At 46.5% G+C, this 17,545-nt stretch carries 11 protein-coding genes; 4 read left to right on the forward strand and 7 right to left on the reverse strand.

Features of this window, described 5'->3' with window-relative positions:
- Positions 1-838 precede the first annotated feature (838 nt).
- Positions 839-1,015, forward strand: a complete 177-nt coding sequence (locus tag VM802_RS14625) for a class I lanthipeptide (protein ID WP_325531715.1) — start codon at positions 839-841, stop codon at positions 1,013-1,015.
- Between the two features lie 168 nt (positions 1,016-1,183).
- Here VM802_RS14625 and VM802_RS14630 read toward each other — a convergent pair whose 3' ends face one another.
- The 5 genes from VM802_RS14630 to VM802_RS14650 all read right to left on the reverse strand — a co-directional run bounded on the left by VM802_RS14630 (position 1,184) and on the right by VM802_RS14650 (position 8,262).
- The gene (locus VM802_RS14630; RefSeq protein WP_325531761.1) at positions 1,184-1,501 is read right to left on the reverse strand and encodes a SusD/RagB family nutrient-binding outer membrane lipoprotein; all 318 of its coding nucleotides are present in this window, start codon (positions 1,499-1,501) and stop codon (positions 1,184-1,186) included.
- Positions 1,502-1,530: 29 nt separating this feature from the next.
- Complete coding sequence (locus VM802_RS14635) at positions 1,531-2,778, reverse strand: SusD/RagB family nutrient-binding outer membrane lipoprotein (protein WP_325531716.1); 1,248 nt, start codon at positions 2,776-2,778, stop codon at positions 1,531-1,533.
- 46 nt (positions 2,779-2,824) lie between these two features.
- Entirely contained in the window at positions 2,825-6,103 is a 3,279-nt protein-coding gene (locus VM802_RS14640; RefSeq protein WP_325531718.1) for a SusC/RagA family TonB-linked outer membrane protein, read from the reverse strand.
- 248 nt (positions 6,104-6,351) lie between these two features.
- Positions 6,352-7,527 (reverse strand): FecR family protein, encoded by a 1,176-nt coding sequence (locus VM802_RS14645; RefSeq protein ID WP_325531720.1) that lies wholly within the window; start codon positions 7,525-7,527, stop codon positions 6,352-6,354.
- Between the two features lie 114 nt (positions 7,528-7,641).
- Positions 7,642-8,262 (reverse strand): RNA polymerase sigma factor, encoded by a 621-nt coding sequence (locus tag VM802_RS14650; RefSeq protein WP_325531722.1) that lies wholly within the window; start codon positions 8,260-8,262, stop codon positions 7,642-7,644.
- A 600-nt stretch (positions 8,263-8,862) separates the two neighbouring features.
- Between VM802_RS14650 and VM802_RS14655 the strand changes: the two genes are divergently transcribed.
- Positions 8,863-9,405: an RNA polymerase sigma-70 factor gene (locus VM802_RS14655; RefSeq protein ID WP_325531724.1), complete on the forward strand. Its 543-nt coding sequence runs from the start codon at positions 8,863-8,865 to the stop codon at positions 9,403-9,405.
- Between the two features lie 355 nt (positions 9,406-9,760).
- Here the strand turns inward: VM802_RS14655 and VM802_RS14660 are convergent, their stop codons facing one another.
- On the reverse strand, positions 9,761-12,472 hold the full coding sequence (locus VM802_RS14660; protein WP_325531725.1) for a GH116 family glycosyl hydrolase: 2,712 nt from the start codon (positions 12,470-12,472) through the stop codon (positions 9,761-9,763).
- Between the two features lie 199 nt (positions 12,473-12,671).
- Here VM802_RS14660 and VM802_RS14665 point away from each other — a divergent pair, with 199 nt between their 5' ends.
- Both VM802_RS14665 and VM802_RS14670 read left to right on the forward strand, forming a co-directional pair.
- Entirely contained in the window at positions 12,672-13,787 is a 1,116-nt protein-coding gene (locus tag VM802_RS14665) for an AraC family transcriptional regulator (protein WP_325531727.1), read from the forward strand.
- A 70-nt stretch (positions 13,788-13,857) separates the two neighbouring features.
- A complete protein-coding gene (locus tag VM802_RS14670) occupies positions 13,858-16,734 on the forward strand; it encodes a M1 family metallopeptidase (protein ID WP_325531729.1) in 2,877 nt (958 codons plus the stop codon).
- Between the two features lie 4 nt (positions 16,735-16,738).
- Here the strand turns inward: VM802_RS14670 and VM802_RS14675 are convergent, their stop codons facing one another.
- Positions 16,739-17,542 (reverse strand): hypothetical protein, encoded by an 804-nt coding sequence (locus VM802_RS14675; protein WP_325531731.1) that lies wholly within the window; start codon positions 17,540-17,542, stop codon positions 16,739-16,741.
- Between the last annotated feature and the right edge of the window lie 3 nt (positions 17,543-17,545).

The raw sequence follows: 17,545 nt of genomic DNA on the forward strand, positions 1-17,545 counted from the left end.
AGTATCAGGCTTCTTAACTGAGAAGTGCTCATTACGACAAAAAAATAGTCGTGTAAATATATAAAATAACTTTAATCAGTAGATTAATTCTGGCAGATATATCAACATAAAAAAAGCGCTATGATCATAGCGCTTTAGTAAATTCCGTTAAAAGATCAGTTTACCACTTAAACTCCTTCATGCTCGTCAGTCCGCTCAGGTTAATACTTTTCAGGTTCGTATCAGTGCAATACTGTTAACATTAATGATCTCTCCTTCTGGTTTACCTCCGCATATCCGTTCACTTGTTTTTCTACATCATAGACAACTTTTCTCAACGCTGATACCGGCTCCTATCTTGTTATTCCGTAGAAATTATAATAACAGTAGGGATACGCGCATTTTCGGAAACATGGTTCTGTATGCTTTAATACCACTGCGAAAATAGTTCATCCCTATCAGTGCATCATCAATGTAATTGTCATTTAATAAGAAAATACCTGTTTCGGGGCAGTTATTCGACGGGCATTACACCATAAAGAGAAAAAGTTTTTGTATTTTTAATAGGCATGTAGAAACAACCTGGTTCAACACAAATCAACTCTTCAGATATAATACGATAGTTTAGCCTTTAACCCACTATTTTATGAAGCGTAAAAAGAGCAACCCTGAGAGAAAAAAATTACGCCTCGACAAAAAATAAATTTTACCGTTGACAGCAACTCAACAATATCGCCTGGCGGGGCCCACTTCCTGCGATGCTTATTTGAATGCTGCTGATGCTGTAAATGCTTGTGCATAGCCAGCTTAGACAACAACTATCCCTCAATGGATTCAATCACCTTTAATATCCTACATTATGAAAAAGAAAAAACTTGCACTCGACAAGAAAATGATTCTCGACAAAAAAACAATTGCCGAATTAAGGTCAGAACAACAAGACATGCTTGCCGGTGGTATCAGCGGCATCCGTTGTACATTAGACACCAGACGCCCCAGTGATTGTAGCGCAGGAAGCGGTCAACAATGTCCATGACACATCTCTGTCAACAAAAAAAGTGGATACCTCCATCAGGTATCCACTTTTTTATGGAATGCCACACAGAAACATGGCGCCTTCTCTTTATCGCTGCATCAGATCAGAAAGTACCGGATGGTAAATACCATCCGGTCATTTTCCCCTGGTATGAATCCACGTCTGGATTTATGGCTTATCCCACCATAATCTTGTACCGCCGTTATCTGGTCCGTTCAGTGTAGACACAGCACGATCCACTGCGGCTTTGTTATTACGGTATTCCTTCTGCGGAATGGGTAATCTTCTTACACCAGGTACCGATGGGATCTTTCCGCCGCTGAGGTTCACCACTACCGGGAACAATACAGGATAGCCTGTTCTCCTGTATTCTGCCCAGGCTTCTTCTCCGTCCGGATACATCGCAATCCATTTTTGGGTGATGATCCTTTCCAGTTTACGCGCATCAGCGTCTCCATTATTCCATTTGATGGTGATAGTGCTGATACCGGTGGTGACGTTGTTCTCTCCCGCCTTTACCGATTAGGATCGATGTATGGCTTAGGCAGGCTGACCGCATCGTTCTTATATGTCGCAGCGTCCAGACCATATTGCTGGAACGAGTGGTCTATACCAGCTTCGTAGTTAGTCTGCACATCTCCGGCATTAGCCCAGCCTTTCAGCGCTGCTTCCGCTTTGAGGAACCAGGCCTCCGCAGCCGACAGCAGCTGCACTTTGGCAGGGAAGGTCACCAGCCTGGAATAATTTTCATACCGGCTCTTCGCATCTATATTTATTCCCTGGCGGATACCTTTAAACTGCCCGGTCACGGCAGCATCGGTGGCAGGCACAAAATATTTGGGCAGGCGCGGATCATTATAACCGCCCATAATGGATTCCATCGGTGCGCCCATATTTATATCATGCCAGTCGTTATTGATAGTATTGATGGAATTTCTCACTACCAGATCAATGAGAAAACTCTCGCTGTTGTCAGAAATAACACCACCATTAGCGGGATCCAGTGCTTTCTCCCCTTCGGCTTTGGCTTTGGCAGCATCTACTTTAGAGATACGGAGGGCCAGACGCAAACGCAGGGTATTGGCGAATTTCAGCCACTTTTTATAATCGCCTGCATAAGCCAGGTCACCTTTCTTCATCACAATAGAAGGCGATGCCGTCGTCAGTGTTTTGAGCAATGCAACCGCTTCATCAAGATCCTTGAAGAACGCACTGTAGACATCCTGCTGACTGTCATAATCCACACCGCCTTCTGCATTGGCCACATTATACTTTGTGTACACAATCGGTCCAAAAACATCACTGACACGATGCATGGCCTCTACCCTAATTACCTTGCACAACGCCACTACATCCTTGAACTGATCTCCTTTCTGTTTGGCGTAGTTTTCTGCGCGGTAGAGCGGATTCATCACATTGGTATAAGATGGGTTCATCACCCATTCATTCCATCCGTCTACCAGGTCATAGGTAATATTATTGGAGTTGCCACGGAAAGGTGTAGGGCTACTCATATAACCGCTGTAGATGTCGCCGTTAAGGTTCTGCTGTAACTGGTAGATCCATTCGTCATTGGGGCCATACATAATAGCCCGCTGTGCCTGGCTCAGCTGACCAGCCACCAGGCCATAATCGGCGTTAGCCTGCTCGTCAGTCACACCAACAGGACTGGTATTTAAATCTTCAAAGCTCTTCGTGCAGGATGATGCCAGTAACATAACACCTGACACAGCAGCAAACAAATATTTTCTATTGTATTTCATATACAGATTTGTTAGTAGTTATTAAAAGATCAATTCACCCGTCAGATCAGAAAGAACATTTCAGGCTCAAACCATAGCTACGCACAGCAGGTAGACCAAACACATCGAAGCCTTCTGCCTTGTTGGTACCTGTAGACATGCTCAGCTCAGGATCATAGGGTGCATCTCTTTTAATGAAAAACAGGTTGCGTCCAATCAGTCCGATACGTATATCCCTAACCTTTTTCAGGTTAAATGGTAATGCGTATGACAATGACAGTTCGCGCAACCTGATATTGGTCGCACTGTATACAAACGCTTCGTCGATACCGCCACGATCACCGATACCCTGGTAGTAGGCCTGTGCCGGTATCTTGCCGGACCAGGCGCCACCGCCGGTTTTGCTCGCGGTAACGTTTATGCCGCCCGCATCGCGTGCATCAGCGCTTTCACGGCTCACACCAAAGCTGTTAAGATAACCCTGTGTAAGACTGATCACCTGCCCACCGAAACGGCCATCCACCAGCAATCCGATCGTGAGGTTTTTTATTTTGATGGTGTTGTTCCAGCCCAGCATAAAATCAGGATTGGTGTTACCAAGGTATCCGTCAGAACCACCCTGCGGCCTTCCTGTAGCGGCGTCTACTACCATATTACCCGCGTCGTCACGCAGGAATGTCTTACCCCACAGATCACCGAAAGAGCCGCCCAGCCTCAGTACATAATAGCTTCCTCCCAAACCTTTATACACATCGCTCAAGCCGGGAGCCAGCTCCAGTACTGTATTCTTATTGTGTGTATAGTTGAGCGCCGTATTCCAGCTGAAGTTCCTGCTACGGATCACATCATAGCCTAAAGATATTTCCATACCCTTATTCTGGATATTACCAGCATTCAAATACGCTTTAGAAGTAAGGAATCCTAGTGGTACATCAATTTCCACATATTGATTCAGCACATTAGACTTATACCAGGTAAAATCAAAGTTCAGGCGATTGTCCAGAAATCTCCATTCCGTACCCACTTCGTATGACCTGTTCAGCTCAGGTTTCAGAGCGCCCCGTAAAGGTCCGCTGGTAGGTGCCGTCAGATTACCGTTGGCCAGTTTATTGAGCGGATAGGTCGAGAAGTTTTTAATGTCATTACCTACCTCGGCATAAGACACTCTCACCTTACCATAGTTGATAGCTGCGGGCATCTTAATCATATCAGATATTACCGCACTCAGACCTGCTGACCAGTAAAAATATCCTTTACCCGAACTTGGTGTGAAGGCCAGCGTGGAAGACCAGTCATTTCTTGCAGTAAGGTCCAGGAACAATTTCTCTTTATACCCCAGGTTGGTAGTGGCAAATACCGACTGGCGCTGCCAGCGTTGTGCGTTCTCTTCCAGGTTGCTTACAGGCACTGTCTGAGAGAGATTGCCCAGCTGGAATACATTCGGAACAACGAGGTTCTTCGCATCCAGCACCCAGCCGTTCTGCTTGAAATCATTGATAGAGCCGCCCACTGTGAAGTTCAGGCCCAGATCATTGGAGAGCTTTGTATCACCGATAAACAGGAGATCGCCGTACAATGCAGTCCCTTCCAGCTCCTCACGCTGATAACGGCCATTATCGCCGGAGAGCGTAGATTGCGTGCCCGCATAGGAATTCCGGTTGAACTTATCCCACAGCTTGTTCAGTGTTCCTCTGGCCTGCACTTTCAGCCAGTCTGTAACCGGGTAAGCGAGTGTCAGAGAGGTGATCAGGTTCTGTCTTTTCTGATCATTGGGATTGCGGTTCAGTATCCAGTAAGGATTCTGCTGGTTGTCCTGTCCTTTCATTTCTGCATCGTAGTTGAGGTTCCACCAGTCCTGCATCATCATGTTGCGCTTGGGCGACATGTACTCGAACGTTTTGTATTTGTTGAAATCGAGACCACGGGGGAAGAGATAAAGACCAGTCAACGCATTGTAATAGATACCGCCCGCAGGTCTGTTATGTATGCTTTGGTTACTGTACATAATGTTACCATCCAACGATAACTTATTGTCGAAGAATTTGGAGGTTTGGCGATAAGTCAGTGTATGCTGTTTGAAAGTAGTAGTAGGAAGAATACCATGGTTATCAGTATTTGAATACGAGAAATAGTTCTGTATTTTCTCATTACCGCCACTCAGGCTCACAGAGTTAATCCATGTTCTGCCCGTTTTGAAAAAGTCTTTTACAGGATCAGCAAAGTTACCTTTGGCGCCCCAGCTCTCCATAGCGCCATCTGACGATTGGCCGTAGGTATACTGTAGGTCGGGTTTGTAGGCTGCCCGGTCGATAGTGAAATCGCTGGAGATGTCGATGCGGGTATTACCGGCCTTCCCTTTTTTGGTAGTGATCAGCACCACGCCGTTACTACCCTGGCTACCGTACAATGCAGACGCTGAAGCTCCTTTCAATACGTTGATGCTTTCAATATCATCAGGGTTGATGGTACTCAGTACATCCCCCCTGTCTACAGCGCCGCCAAAGGCATCTTCAGAACCGGAGCCCTCTGTGTTGGTAACAGGCGCCCCATCGATCACATAGAGCGGCTGGTTATTACGTGTCGATTTATTACCCCTGATAGTGATACGTACAGAGCCCCCTACACCGGAGGAACTTCTGTTGATCTGCAGACCAGCCACTTTACCCGTAAGGCTGTTAAAAGGGTTAGGATCTTTTACCCTTGTGATTTCCGCATTGCTCACTGATTGTGTGGAATAAGAGAGGCTTTTGCGGTTACGCTGGATGCCCAATGCAGTCACCACTACCTCGCTGATCTCTGTGGAGCTCTGCGCCATGGATACAGAAACATCATTGTTATCGCCAACAGTAACGTACTTTACCTGGTAACCCAGAATAGAGAATATCAGTACATCGCCTTTTTTAGCACTGAGGGAGTATTCTCCGTTGGCGTTCGTAACGGTACCCTTATTGGTACCTTTCACCTGTACGGATACTCCTGGTAACGGTTCGCCTTTCTCATTCAGGATGCGGCCGTGAATCTCGGCCAGGGGAGCTACTACAGAGGCTGACGCAGGTTTCGCCATTACCACGATAGTTTTACCTTCAATAGCAAACGATAACGGTTGGTCCCTGAAAATCTCCTCCAGCGCGTCTTTCAGAGATGTGTTCTTCAGCCCTACCGTTACAGGTTTCATTCTTGCAATATCTGCCTTGTCATAAAAGAAAGCGTATCCTGTCTGGTTTTTAATGGCTGCGAGTACAGTTTTCAGTGTAACATTCCGTCCGGTATAGGTAACGGTTTGTGTAAGGCCCTTTGCACTTATCTGTAATAGTGCAATTGTTAATAAGGGGAAAGTCAGCTTCATAACTCTTAGCATTTGCGGGATAAGCAATTGCCTACCACAATTCTTTAATTTCATACTTTTGGAATTGTTTGGATAAATAATGATTGAATAGAACACTTCCGGTTAGCACCGGATCAGTAAATCGTGGATTTGTCCAGGCATACGGCCGCTTTGTCTGGTACACAAAGCGGCTTTTGCTTTGATAAAGCATTGTGATTATTGTGTGACGTTGGTTACTCGCGATTTTGGTTGTTAATAATTTTTGTTGCTTAAGGAAGGATAACGATCCGTTTGTCTTCTTCAATGCTGAAATGTACTTTCATACTTTCCAGTATTGCCAACACCCTGGCCAGGGTAAGCGACCGGTCTATGGAACCTTCAAATTCTCTTTTGGGAATATCACCGCGGTACTCCACATCTACGTTATACCAGCGGGCCAGTTGTCGCATTACAGCAGGAATATCGGCATTATGGAAGCTGAAGAATCCATTTTTCCACGCTATAACCTCATCGGTATCAATGTCTGTAACGAGGTTCATTCCACCTGCATTGTTCATCTGCAATTGCTGCCCGGGCGCCATTACCAGGCTTTTGTCGTTCTTCACCACCGTTACGGCTCCTTCCAGCAAGGTTGTTTTCATTGTTGATTCATCATCGTAGGAATTTATATTAAAGTGTGTGCCTAATACTTTTACTTCAGTGCCGTTTACAGTTACACGGAATGGTTTGGATACGTCAGGGGCTATTTCAAAATAAACCTCACCCGTCATTTTCACAGTTCTGTTGTTACCCGTAAATGCGGTGGGGAAAGTGATACTGCTGCCCGCATTCAGCCAGACCCTGGAACCATCAGCCAGCATAAGGTTGTATTGTCTGCCTCTCGGGGTTGTCATAGTATTATACACAACAGCGCCATCACCAGTAGCAACATTGTATTGCAGGCTGTTGCCCGACTTGGTGACGCTGGCATCTCCCTGCTGTGGCAGAGTGCCGTTATGTGCGCTGTCAAGTATAACGGTAGTGCCGTTGGCAAGGGTCAGCACCGCGCCGTATGATCCGGGATTCACATCATTCCTGAATTTTGTCTGTATCTTTTTACCGGCAACAAGACGATGTTCCTGCACCTGTAGAATATAGAAAGAGGCAACCAGTAACATCGCAACGACGGCTGCTGCTGCAGCCCACCAGTAGCGGATACTGGATACTTTCGCCTGGGGCCTGTTTTGCCGTATCTGTTGCTGCAGATAGTCATGAATGGAGGCTTTCAGTACAGGATCTTCTTCCCCCTCAAAAACATTATCCATGAAGCTTTGCTTCAACTGGGATGACACCATATCCTCATACTCCGGACGGGCCAGCGCTTCCGCCAGCTGCTCCTTGCCGCTCTCCGAAATAGTGCCCGTAAGGTACTGATCAAGCAGTTCTTTCAATAACACTTCATTCATGGTGTCATGGTTGAGGACATCCTGTTTTTCATAACCGGATATTACAGTATACCTGCTTCTGATATAAAGACGCCATTCATGAAAAGAGAGGGTGGGTGTCTCCTCAATTTTTTTTTATTTTTCTCCGGAGCAGAGAACAATGGCTCCTAAGACGGTAAGGGTCAGCATCTGGTCTGAATGGGTATGAACATAAGTCCGGAGAAAATTCAATCCCAACACAATGTGCTCTTTAACGGTATTACGGGATATATTCAGTGTCTGGGCAATTTCTTCATAGCTAAGCCCGTCCAGGCGGCTCATTTTGAAAACCTTCCGGCGCACAGGTGGCAGTTGCTCTATGCCCTTCAATACAATCTCATATACTTCCTTGAACTGTACCTGCATATCCGGTTGCATCACCTCTTCCATGATCTCTCCGGGATCTTCTGCAGACAGCTCCCGTAACTTTTTGCGCATGGCAGAAATAACCTGGTTACGACTGAGAATGAACAGGAAGCTCTTAAAATCGTCCACTTCTGCCAAAATCAGCCGCTTTTTCCATATTTTAAGAAAGACATCCTGGGTAATCTCCTGGGCACGTTGTGTAGATTTTGTATAGGCTAATGCATGACTATACACCCTGTTCCAATGAATATCCACCAGCCTCGTGAAGGCATGTTCATCTCCCTGGCTCGTAAGGTTGCATAATTCTTTTACTTCCCCTTCAGGGTAACTATGCGCTGCGTGCTCGCTCAAATTGGTACTGGTTTAATACCCGATTTTGGTTGACTGAATCACTTAAAAGGGGATCAGCTCTTCTCCCCTGGAAACATTTACGTTGACAAAAATCTACCGGAACTAACGTTGACGTTTATACGGACAGTTACGACGCGCTCATTTACTCTCATTGTTGCTAAACACCAAAGCTCCCCATTTATAATTTCACCAGCTAAAATTATAAATTTTTACTTGAATTAAATATATAGAAAAGATAAAAACCCGCCGGAGAAATGGACAACCAATAACCAAACATTAACATAGCGGGCGATTTGAATAACTATGGCGATGACTATGAAGGATGACATGATTACCATTCATCTTTTTTGAAAAATCTATTATCTTCAATCTTTCTTTCAGTAGAAAGACACTGTATACAAACTGGCATAATAAATGATCGTTCGTTTACCCGAGACGCACTAAAGGCCAACAACAGGGGCACTAAAGCTAAATCGTTTTATAACAAGGAGTTATAGACGATAATATTTTCTGAGAGCATACTTTTTTTTGTGTTTACTATCCTGAGAGCAATATCACCTTTTATGAAAGGGTGACCCAGGCACTATAATATTGGATGACATGAGCAAAGAGCAATCTAATTACAGGATATTCCTGCAATCAAAAGACCCTGTGTCCTTCAGACAACTGATGCGCGAATACGCAACGTCCCTCCATTACTTTGCCTCCGGCATCGTGAGCAATGCAGCTGAAGCGGAAGAAATCGTGTCAGATGTTTTCCTGAAGGTCTGGCAACAACGCGATGCATTGCCCGACTGCGACGACTTCAAACCCTATCTCTTCAAGGCCGTTAAAAACACCGCACTCAATTACCTGAAAAAAAGCGGCCGGCGAACCACCGGCCGGAATCAGTGGGAAGCACACATAAAGCACAACACAGGCATTACTCCGGAAGAAATGATGATCAGCAAAGAACAGGTACAGATCATCCGGAAAGCCATTAACTCACTGCCGCCACGCTGCCGGGAAATCTTTACGCTTGTTAAGGAAAAAGGTCACAGCTATGAGGAAGTAGCGCTACAACTTGGTATCTCAAAAGCCACAGTGAATGTACAGATGACGCTCGCCCTGAAAAAAATATGGAACGGCCTTCAGCTTAAATAACGCAAAAACGGTTTTGCACTTTTTTTTAATATATACTAATTGTTTTCCCTTTTCAGATTGTTATAGTAAGGAAAGTCATTTGGCAAATCTGCTCTTGAGCACTTCTTATTTCTATTTCCTCTTACTGTAGCTAAAAGAGGAAGATAGCCGGAACTTTATATGTTGATCCCCTGATGAATCGGTCATCAGGGATCTGTTAAGTAATCAGATATCTGGCGGAGTCCCCGTCTCCGCGCGGGATATTTATGTCCTATTCCATAATAAAACTGGGTTAAGCAGCAGAGGGCTGCCTCGTTTACAAACAAAGCTCCCGGCCATTTACTCCGGGAGCTCTTTTTAATCAGGGCATTGTACATCAGATCAGGATCTCCAGCTTTTCATTTTCCTGTATACTGATACCGCTTTTTAATTCTATCCACACATCCTTCTCCTTTACGCTATACACAGCCGGTTTTACCACACCATTATGTACCACGCTGATACCTGTTACGGGTCTGTCATTCAGTAAGCGGAAACGCAGCTTCTTGAGACCCAGTTTTCCGTAAGCCAACGCCAACGTATGCCGCTGGCGGTTCCCTTCTTTACGTTGGGAATAGCTTCCCCAGCCTTCCGCTGCCGTAAAAGCAGCACTGAAATTATCCGCCTGCAGGCGCGGCGCAAATGCAATATATCCTGCAGGTCCGTGGTATTCAAAACCACAGGCACTGATAAACGTACCGTAGCTGGCCATTGCACGGGCATAGTGATCACTGCATTCTATTTCATTGAACGGATTTCTTTTCGCTGCATGATGCCGGTCATGAATAACACGCGTAAGTACGAGGCTTTCATCCGTCATGCCCTCCGCCATCATATGCGCCGCCACCTGGTGCTCAAAGCCACTCATACATTCATGGAAATAACCCAGCTGCCAGGTAACATCCTCTCCGTAAGGCTTCGGCTCATTATGCGGATTGGTGTTCATAATCATACCACCCTCTCCCGGCAGTGCATAAGGGCGGCCACCGGTATGCGTTTTAATATATGGGCCCACATCTGTAGTGAAGTTATATTTCCACAATGCCTTCAATGCAGACATCGTTTTCTCTTTATTAAGTATACGCGGCAATCCCACCTGGAAGGTCCACGCCTGGCCATATACCTGGTCTATATGACAGGTATTGTAAGAACCCAGTTTCTTCCTGCCGGCAACTGGATCAGGCCTGTGAATAAAATATTCTCCATTGAATAACGGCCCTTCAATATGCTTACTTCCCTTGCTCACATAGTCAGCGCAAACAACAGCAAATGCCCGGTCTTTCATCTCTTCAGCCATTGCCTGCGCCGCCCTTGCAGCAGCTACACACAGCCCGGCGATCCAGGCTATCTCCCCTTCCCATACGGCGTCTAGCGTATTCTCCATCGGCGTATCTGTCATACCATCACCGTTCTTATCCTGTGCCAGCATAAACTGTACAGCCTTTTTTATCTTCGGCCAGTTCCTCCGGAGAAATGTATCGTCTTTACTCATTTGGTGCTCACGGTAGAAACGGAGGATAGTCCCCGCTTGTCCGTCGATTGCAGGCCTGGTTTCATTTTCAGCGCGGAAAATGATAGCGCCGGAATCTTCCCTGAAGCCGGCGCCAAGATCCACCCGTTCCCGGAGATCTCGTTCCAGTCCGGGGAATATACGCGCCATGCTCTGCGCATATTGCCACACATGCGTGCAGGTACCCGCACACGCGCCTACCCCTTCCCAGCCCCAGAAGCGGCCATCTGCAAAGCGATAGGTGTTGGCCGTTGCCAGTGTACCAATATTCACAAAAGTGCGGTTAAGGAACCAGTGTGGTAATGAAGACGCGTTCCAGGTATGCTGCCACAGCTCTGTTAATGTAGTAAGCCTGCTGAAATGGCTTGCCAGATATTCACTCACCGCCAATCCGTCGGGAAAACGCACCGCATAAAAGTATCCACCCGCTGCGTCTTTCACCAGCTTAGGGAAATTCGGATGCAGGTGATTGAAATGCCACGCGATGGAATAATCCGCCTGAAATACTGCGCCAGGACTTACCCCACCTGATGCTACAATACCCGCGGTCAATGTATCCGGCGCAGCAGCGGTGGCTTCCTGAGCTGCCTGTACATCAAAAGCAGCAGCAGTTACTGGCCATATCCGCATATCCGTATTCTCAGCAGCTGCATGCCCGTGCAACGACAAACACATAGAACCCATATCCTGTGCAATTTTCAACGCAGGGTCCATTGTCACATAGTCCATAAAAACAGCAGTATGGTTTTTACCTGCTACTACGCGATTCCTTTTCTTTCCGGCCCCCGGCTTTGCTGACAGCTTGCTGACGCCATTTTCCAACCACCCCATCAATGCTACCTCCAGCGCTGCATTTGTAAGGTTCTTTACTTCCACTCTTAATATAGTAGCGGGCAATGAAGAGTTTTCTTCATCCAGTGGGATAAAAGGGGAGTATACTTTCAATCTCACTTCCACCGGAAAATCCTTTGCACTATAGGTAATCTGTGCAACCGGGTAAGTTCCCGTAAAGGCCACTTCATCCCAATGTTCCTCCTTCAGCTCCTTCACCCACGTCTGCTGGTCCTTCATTACCCTTATAGCAAAACCCTGCTCCAATACTCTCCTGTTGGCAGCAATCACCGGTTCTACATAAGCGGAACCATCACGCGGACGTATCTGGCGTGTTTGTATGCCATCGTTCCAGTTCACCGTTACAGGATCAATCCCCTCATGCGTACCTTCCATGCTCTGATTATATATCTGCCAAAGCCACAGTCGGCCATCGCCACCTGCATATACCGTTCCTGCATGTAGGCCCCCGGCAGGCATGCCAATATATCTCAGCTCATTTCTGCTTTTGAGATAAGTGTCTGCAACACCGCGCTCATAGAGAGATTTCAGCCATGCAGCATCAATCCCTTTATCCAGTGGAATATTATGCAGCGGCTGTCCGGGTGACAAACGCATCGCCCACGCCGGAAAACGGGGCATGGCAAGTACAGCGGTAACAATACCCGTGTTGCGAAGAAAGCTTCTCCTGTGAAGATGCTTGTCCATAATTCATTGTTCAGGTTGATAATGCTTTTAAAATACGCAACAGGGGCGGTATTACAAAACAATGTTAACCCACGGTCATCAACGGGGAAGAAAATATGCGTTGCAAATCCGCATATTTTGTGGAAATTTATTGTGATAACACTGTACCTTACCTGTACTGTGAACAACATATTTTAACCCACAGATCAAAGAATTATTCATGACACTTACAGGCGTTTTCCATATGATCATGCTGCTGGGCATCATCCAGGGGCTTATCCTGTGCGTCCTGTTATTCATCTCTTCAAAACGTTTCCGTCCTAACCGGTTCCTGGCCGGAGTAATGCTGCTTTTTGCACTCGCCTGCCTGAACCTTTTCCTGGATGAGTCTTCTACCCCTCCCCTGCTTTCATTCCTGCTGAATTTTATCCCATTGAACCTCGCAATGTTGATAGGGCCGATGATCTATTTATATATAAGGTCAAGCGTAGATCCCACTTTTGAACCAGGAAAAAAAATACGTTGGCATTTTGTTCCGGTTATCATTGATATCGTACCTAAGCTCACTACCGTTATTTACGTGGCAGGGCTCCTCCTGAATCTGATCCCCAATCACCCTCAACCCTGGGGAAAATTCATCGACGACTATAACGTCTATTCCGATATTCCCAGATGGTTATCCATCACCGGATATCTTCTGCTGTCCTACCGCTGTCTCCGTACCATACCCAATATAGCAGGTCAGAAACAGAAATGGTTCCGGCAGTTCATCTCCATCTTTCTTATTTTTCAGGGCATATGGCTGCTATATCTGATACCTTATATTATACCATCACTTACTGATACTGTGCTCAACAACGTAGACTGGTATCCCGTTTATATTCCGCTGGTGGCGCTTATTTACTGCCTTGGCATTAAAGGATACATGATACCCCCTCCTGCGGAACCTATAAAGAAGACGACTACCCCACCTGCTACTGACGTGATCAACACTGCTATCCCATTACTCATAAAGGCAATGGAACAGGACAAAATCTATCTTGATCCGGACCTGAACCTTACTATCCTGTCGCAACACACCGGCCTCGCAGCCAAAACCATTTCGGCTGTGCTAAACCAGCATATGCAAAAGAGCTTCAACGAGTACATCAATCAGTATAGAATTGAAACATTCAAACAAAAAATACAGGAACCAGGGGCAGACAAGATAACCATCCTGGGACTTGCATTCGAATCAGGCTTTAATTCACAAGCCACTTTTCAGCGTGCCTTCAGACAAAATACCGGCATGTCGCCCAGGGAATATATCACCGAACAGCTGAAAAACACCGGCTAAATCATTACTCAAATCCGGATTTGAGTAGATGCAGCAAGGGGAAAGCGCTTCATTTGCTGCAAAAAAATCCATGAGGCACCGTTTTATTTCCGGCCTGCTCATCCTGCTGATGATGACGGGCAACAAGACCTTCAGCCAGGAAAAATTCATCACCTTGTCAGGCATTGTCACTGATGCAGAACAACATCTCCCCATTCCATATGCCAGCATCCAGCTAAAAAGGGGGAGTTCCGGCACATTCTCCAATACCTCCGGCCATTTCATCCTTAAAATCCCCACAGCTTTGCTGCCCGATACATTACTGGTATCCTGCATTGGGTATAAACCCACACTGTTGCCCATTGCCCCGCATGATCAACTCAATACGGTTATCAGACTGGAATCAGGCGCCATTGCCCTAAAAAGCGTAACCGTGTCAGCCCGTACCGGCCTCGCCCTTTTAAAGGAAGCCATTGCCCGCATACCGCAACTCTATGACACGACAGATGTTCGACTCACTGCTTTCTACCGTGAATACATCCGGTTCCGGAAGGATACGCTCAACTTCAATGAATCAGTCCTGGATATTTATAAAACATACCACACTGACAAAAACCGGCAGGACCAGATCCGTATCCTCAAAGGAAGAAAAAAAACTATAGACATTCATGTTGATCCCCGGTTCTTCGGTTGGATAAGCAACATCACCAATACCGCCTACAGCTCCCTGTCAGAAGATATTCAGAAAAATATCCAGGCAGAACAGTCATTTATGAATGAAAAAAACTTCCGCTATTACAATTATGACTATCAGGAAACTGTTGTGGACGGCGACAGAACGCTGCTGGTCATATCCATATCTCCCAAAAAGCCCGGCCGCAAAGCATTAATAACCGGAAAACTCTATCTTGATGAAGCAACGCTGGTTATTGCAAAATGTGACTGGGCCCTCACGCCTGAAGGCATAGACTACGTCAACCGGCATGGGAAAGGCGGAGTCGGATACACAATTATGTCTGTCATACTCAAAAGCACCATCGATTTCACTGCCATAAAAACCAGCATTTCATATAAATACTATCGCGGCAAGTGGTATCTGGCCAATGTGCAGCGACACTGGAATGCAGATGTGAACAGCAGGAAACGGGGCATCACCGACGCACCCTGGGAAGGCGATTTCAATCTTTCCGTAACAGATATACACACCGGCAATGTGCAGCGGTTCTCAGACAATGTCAGCAATAAAGTATCTTCCGTCAATCAACTTATCAGCAACAATTATGATACCGCCTTCTGGGAAAATTATAACATCATCCTTCCTGAATCGCCTGACGCTTTAAGGAAGCCCCCGCCGGCAAACAACAACCAACAGCTCATCAACATGCCGCATGTATCCAACCGGCAGAATGACTTCACCCATGCAGATACCCTGCGGGGCATGCTCACGCCATTTCGCACATGCTATGACGTTACCTTCTACCATCTCGATGTAGATGTGGACATGAACAATCACTTCATAAAAGGTAGCAACAGCATCCGCTTCAAAGCGCTGCAACCTTTCAGCATCATGCAGGTGGACCTGTATGCCAATATGCAGATCAATAGCATCCTTTACAAAGGGCAACCGCTCACTTATACCCGCGAGTATAATGCAGTGTTCGTCCGGTTCCCGGAGACAATGCCTGCCGGCAGTACCGCTGAAATTGTTATCAACTACGAAGGCTCCCCGCAAGTACCAGACACCCGTATTCCCATGTACGGAGGTGTCCTGTGGGGAAAAGACAAAACAGGTAATCCCTGGGCACAGGTGGCATGTCAGGGCTCCGGCGCCAGCCTTTGGTGGCCTAACAAAGACCACCAGTCTGATGAACCGGACAGTATGCGTATCTGGGTAACTGTAGCCAACGGCTTTACAGAAATATCCAACGGGCGGCTGCAACACACAACGCCGGTAGGCACAGATAAAACCCGGTACGAATGGTACGTCAGCTATCCCATCAACAACTACAACGTCACTTTTAACATCGGACACTATGCTCATTTCAGCGATACGTATATCCGTCACCGTGATACGCTCACGCTGGATTATTACACAATGCCCTATAACCAGGAACGGGCAAAAGGCCTATATGTAAATGTGAAACCAATGCTGGCCTGCCTCGAGCAGCATTTCGGGGCATATCCATTTCCACGCGATGGCTTCACGCTGGTGGAAAGTCTTTATCCAATGGAGCATCAGAGCGGAGTATGTATAGGAAGAATACTCGATGATACCACCCTTACTGATCTCCCTTCCGTCATTTGGCATGAATCCGCTCACGAATGGTGGGGAAACTCGCTGACCAGTAAAGACATTGCAGACATGTGGATACACGAAGCATTTGCCACCTACGCGGAATCACTGGTGATAGAGTGTGCTTACGGCAGAAAAGCCGCGGTTGATATGCTGAATCAGCAACGGGAACAAGTCCGCAACCAGGAACCGGTAACCGGCGTGTATAATGTAAATCATATCTTCTATGACATCGGCGATATGTACACCAAAGGCAGCCTGTTGCTGCACACGTTCCGTCATGTGCTGGACAATGATACCATATGGTTCAACCTCCTGAAAGATATACAGCACCATTTCCGCTACCAAACGCTTTCGGCCGGTGAGCTTATCAGCTATATCTGCGAACGCACGCACCACAATTACAGCCCCTTGTTTGAGCAATATCTCAGGTATACTAACATCCCGCAACTACAATTCTCTTTGAAACAACTGGGGCGTAACCTGGAATTGAAGTATCGCTGGAACGCCAATGCCACCGGGTTTGATATGCCCATAAAAGTTAGCACGTCCCGCAATCATTTTAGTTTTATCTATCCATCCAAAGAATGGAAAACCATTACATTGAAGAATATGAATGAAGGCGATTTCGCGGTGGATGAAGATAATTTTTATGTAGATGTACAACAGCGCTGAAATATCAGATATCTACCATTGCCTGCGCCGCTTCCATCGGCACATCGTTACCGGCATCAATGATACCAACCAGGGAATACTTCCCTTTGGGCACATTGTCCGGGATAACGAATTCCACAATCCGCTTCTGTCCGGGGAATAAAGGGAACAGGGAGGCATCAATGCGGGTCTTGTCGCCGGTGAGGGTATTAGACAACTCAATGTAGCTGTTGCACTCTAACTGTACACCACCGGTATTCTGGCAAACGATGTGGCATTTTCTTTCGCTGGCTTTAGGCTGCTCAAAGGCGATGATCTTCACATCTTTGTCAGTGATGGAAGGAGGCGTCTGATAGAGATGAATACCGACCCTCATTTTGTTATTTACATGGGTCTCCAGTCCCGTAGCAGATCTCACCACCTGTTCTTCAATGGTTTCCACGAAGAGCATGGCCCATTTCATTTCAGCAGTGGCTGCTGCAGAATCAGGAACCAGCAGTTTGATATTCAGCTCCGCAGTCTGGCCAGGGTCCACCTCAATAAAGGTTTTGTCAACTTTCACCCAGTTAGCGCAGGAACGTGTGGTACTTCCCGGTTGCGTATACACATGCTTACCCTGTGTATCCCTGATCCAGTCGCTGAGGTATACCGTGAACTGCTTTTTCTTGTTGAGGTTATTCGAGATAAACACTTTTCCATTGCCGGTTTGTCCGCCGGTGAGGGTAAAGTCAATAGTTGCGGGTTTTATCAGGATGCCTTTGCCTGCCTCCTGCTGCGCACTAACAATCAGGGGCAGGCATGACAGCATCACAATTACCAGGGCTTTCATAGG

The organism is Chitinophaga sp., assembly GCF_035538455.1.
In the GTDB taxonomy this organism is placed as follows: Bacteria; Bacteroidota; Bacteroidia; order Chitinophagales; family Chitinophagaceae; genus Chitinophaga.